This is a genomic window from Curtobacterium sp. ME12 (genome assembly GCF_903970855.1).
Taxonomy (GTDB): Bacteria; Actinomycetota; Actinomycetes; order Actinomycetales; family Microbacteriaceae; genus Curtobacterium; species Curtobacterium poinsettiae_A.
Genome location: NZ_CAJCKD010000069.1, coordinates 1 through 3,777, shown reverse-complemented (window position 1 = coordinate 3,777; position 3,777 = coordinate 1). Strand labels below are relative to the sequence as shown.

The following is a 3,777-nucleotide window of genomic DNA, read 5'->3' as shown; positions in this document are numbered from 1 at the left end:
CACTCTTTCCCTACACGACGTTCTTCCGCTCTGTGTGAACATCGGGGGTCTCCTGACCCCCTTCTGAGTACCGGGTCACTATGCTGGACACGCCCTCCCGCAGTGCGCGCCCCGATGACGTCGGCCGCGATGAGCCGGTCGGCCGCCGTCAGACGGCGACACGACTCGGCCCCGGGATGGCCACATGTCCGTGCGATGGCACGAGCCCTCGCACATGTCGCATCAAGAAGGGTCAACATCCAAGTGGCTGAATTCACCTGGGACGCCATCGACCGGAAGGCCGTCGACACGGCCCGCGTTCTCGCCGCCGACTCGGTCGAGGCCGCCGGCAACGGTCACCCCGGCACCGCGATGAGCCTCGCTCCGCTCGCCCACCTGCTCTTCCAGAAGGTGATGCGTCGCGACCCCAGCGACGCCACCTGGATCGGCCGCGACCGCTTCATCCTCTCCGCCGGTCACGCCTCGATCCTCCAGTACGTGCAGTTCTACCTGCACGGCTACGGGCTCGAGCTCGAGGACCTGCAGCACCTGCGCAAGTGGGGCTCGAAGACCCCGGGTCACCCGGAGTACGGCCACACCGACGGTGTCGAGATCACCACGGGCCCGCTCGGCCAGGGCCTCGCGTCCTCGGTCGGCTTCGCCTACGCCCAGCGCTTCGAGCGCGGCCTGTTCGACCCGGAGACCCCGGCCGGTCAGTCGCCGTTCGACCACTTCACCTACGTGATCGCCGGTGACGGTGACATGCAGGAGGGCGTGACCAACGAGGCGGGCTCGCTCGCGGGTCGCCAGCAGCTCGGCAACCTCATCGCCTTCTACGACTCGAACCAGATCTCGATCGAGGACAACACCGACATCGCGTTCTCGGAGAGCGTCCCCGAGCGCTACGAGGCGCTCGGATGGCACGTCCAGATCGTCGACTGGAAGAAGACCGGCGAGTACTCCGAGGACGTCGAGGAGCTCCACGCCGCGATCGAGGCCGCCAAGCAGGTCACCGACAAGCCGTCGCTCATCGTCCTCAAGACGATCATCGGCTGGCCGTCGCCGACCAAGCAGAACTCGGGCAAGATCCACGGTTCGGCGCTCGGCGCCGACGAGATCAAGGGCCTCAAGGAGGTCCTCGGCTTCGACACCGACAAGACCTTCGAGGTCGCCCCCGAGGTCCTCGAGTACACCCGCGGTGCCGTCGCCAAGGGCCAGGCCGAGCACGCCGAGTGGCAGAAGACCTTCGACGCGTGGGCCGCCGCCAACGCCGACAAGAAGGCGCTGTTCGACCGTGTCCAGGCGAAGGAACTCCCGGAGGGCCTCGAAGCAGCGCTCCCGGTCTTCCCGACCGACAAGGCCGTCTCGACCCGTGCCGCTTCCGGCAAGGTCATCAACGCCATCGCGCCGCTGATGCCCGAGTTCTGGGGCGGTTCGGCCGACCTCGCCGAGTCGAACCTCACCACGATCGAGGGCGCCAAGTCCTTCGGTCCGGCCGAGGCCTCGACGTCGACGTGGAGCACCGACCCGTACGGCCGCGTGCTGCACTTCGGCATCCGCGAGCACGCCATGGGTTCGATCCTCAACGGCATCGTCCTGCACGGGAACACCCGCCCCTTCGGTGGCACGTTCCTCATCTTCAGCGACTACATGCGTCCGGCGGTCCGTCTCGCCGCGCTCATGCAGGCGCCGGCGATCTACGTCTGGACCCACGACTCCATCGCCCTCGGCGAGGACGGCCCGACGCACCAGCCGATCGAGCAGGTCTCGTCGCTCCGTGCGATCCCGGGGCTCGACGTCGTCCGCCCGGCCGACGCCAACGAGGTCGCCTACGCGTGGCTCGAGATGCTCAAGCACACCGACCGCCCGGCCGGCATCGCGCTGAGCCGCCAGAACCTCCCCGTGTTCGAGCGTGGCGAGGGTGACGCCTCCGGTGAGGTCTTCGCCTCGGCGAAGAACGTCGCCAAGGGTGCGTACATCCTGGCCGAGGCGCCCAACGGCACCCCGGACGTCATCCTCATCGCGACCGGTTCCGAGGTCCAGATCGCGGTCGAGGCTCGCGAACAGCTCAAGGCCGAGGGCATCAACGCCCGCGTCGTGAGCGCCCCGTCGATCGAGTGGTTCCGCGCCCAGTCCGAGAACTACCAGGACCAGGTGCTCCCGAAGGACGTCACCGCTCGCGTGTCGGTCGAGGCCGGCATCGCCATGAGCTGGCGCGACATCGTCGGCGACAAGGGCCGCAGCGTCTCGATCGAGCACTTCGGTGCCTCGGCCGACTACCAGACGCTCTTCAAGGAGTTCGGCTTCACGACGGAGCACGTCGTGGCCGCCGCGAAGGAATCGATCGCGGCTTCCTGACCTGCGAGGGCCGGGTCCGGTTTCCGGATCCGGCCCTTCTTCCGGGAGGCCCGGCGCGGTTCCGCCCCGGGCCTCCCGTCCCCCAGACCCCGACTCACGGTCCTCACGGACCCGTCGATGAAAGAAGAAGAGAAACACATGGCTGAGAACACCCCCACCGCCGCCCTCTCCGCGGTCGGCGTGAGCATCTGGCTCGACGACCTCTCCCGCGAGCTCCTCGAGACCGGCAAGCTCACCGAGCTCATCGAGCAGAAGAACGTCGTCGGCGTGACGACGAACCCGACGATCTTCGCGTCGGCCCTCGCCAAGGGCGAGCGCTACGACTCGCAGGTCAAGGAGCTCGCCGCTGCGGGCACCGACGTCACCGACGCGATCTTCGAGATCACCACGCAGGACGTCGCGAACGCCTCCGACGTCTTCAAGCCGATCTACGACGAGACCAAGGGCTTCGACGGCCGCGTCTCGATCGAGGTCGAGCCGGGCCTCGCGCACGACACCGCCAAGACCATCGAGCAGGCGAAGTTCCTGTTCGACAAGGTCGGCAAGGAGAACGTCCTCATCAAGATCCCGGCGACGCTCGAGGGTCTCGAGGCGATCACCGAGGTCATCGGCGCCGGCATCTCCGTCAACGTCACCCTGATCTTCTCGCTCGAGCGCTACCGCGCCGTCATCGACGCCTACCTCGGTGGGCTCGAGAAGGCCAAGGCCGCCGGCCACGACCTCTCCAAGATCCACTCCGTCGCGTCCTTCTTCGTGTCGCGCGTCGACTCCGAGATCGACAAGCGCCTGGACGCCGTCGGCACCGACGAGGCCAAGGCCCTCAAGTCGAAGGCCGGCATCGCCAACGCGCAGCTCGCGTACCAGGTCTGGACCGAGGCGTTCGCCTCGGAGCGCGCCCTCGGCCTGCTCGAGTCCGGTGCCAACACGCAGCGTCCGCTCTGGGCCTCGACCGGTGTCAAGGACCCGTCGCTCCCCGACACGCTCTACGTGACCGAGCTCGCCGCCCCGAACACCGTGAACACGATGCCGGGCAAGACGCTCGACGCCACGTTCGACCACGGTGAGATCCACGGCGACGCGATCGCCGGCACGTTCGACCAGGCGCAGCAGGTCCTCGACCAGCTCGCCGCGCAGGGCGTCGACTACGACGACGTCGTCGCGCTGCTCGAGAAGGAGGGCGTGGACAAGTTCAACGTCTCCTGGGGCGAGCTCGTCGACACCGTCAAGAACGCGCTCGAGGGCGCCAAGTAGTGACGGTTTCCATCGCAGCCAGCGGCGATGCCGCGCGGGCCATCGAACACGTGGTCCCGCGGCTCGTCGCTGACAGATCGGCAGATCGTCGTGTAGGGAAAGAGCGTCTTCGCCGGTGTGGGTGCCCGTGCGCTCCGTGACTGGAGAAAAGATAGCGACTGCCTTCGTTTGATCTGCGCTACCGGTACT

At 67.6% G+C, this 3,777-nt stretch carries 2 protein-coding genes; both read left to right on the top strand.

What is annotated here, in order from left to right:
* The first annotated feature begins 243 nt into the window (after positions 1–243).
* Entirely contained in the window at positions 244–2,337 is a 2,094-nt protein-coding gene (tkt, locus tag H7A73_RS17850; protein WP_182067226.1) for a transketolase, read from the top strand.
* 138 nt (positions 2,338–2,475) lie between these two features.
* A complete protein-coding gene (gene tal / locus H7A73_RS17845) occupies positions 2,476–3,588 on the top strand; it encodes a transaldolase (RefSeq protein ID WP_182067225.1) in 1,113 nt (370 codons plus the stop codon).
* Positions 3,589–3,777 lie beyond the last annotated feature (189 nt).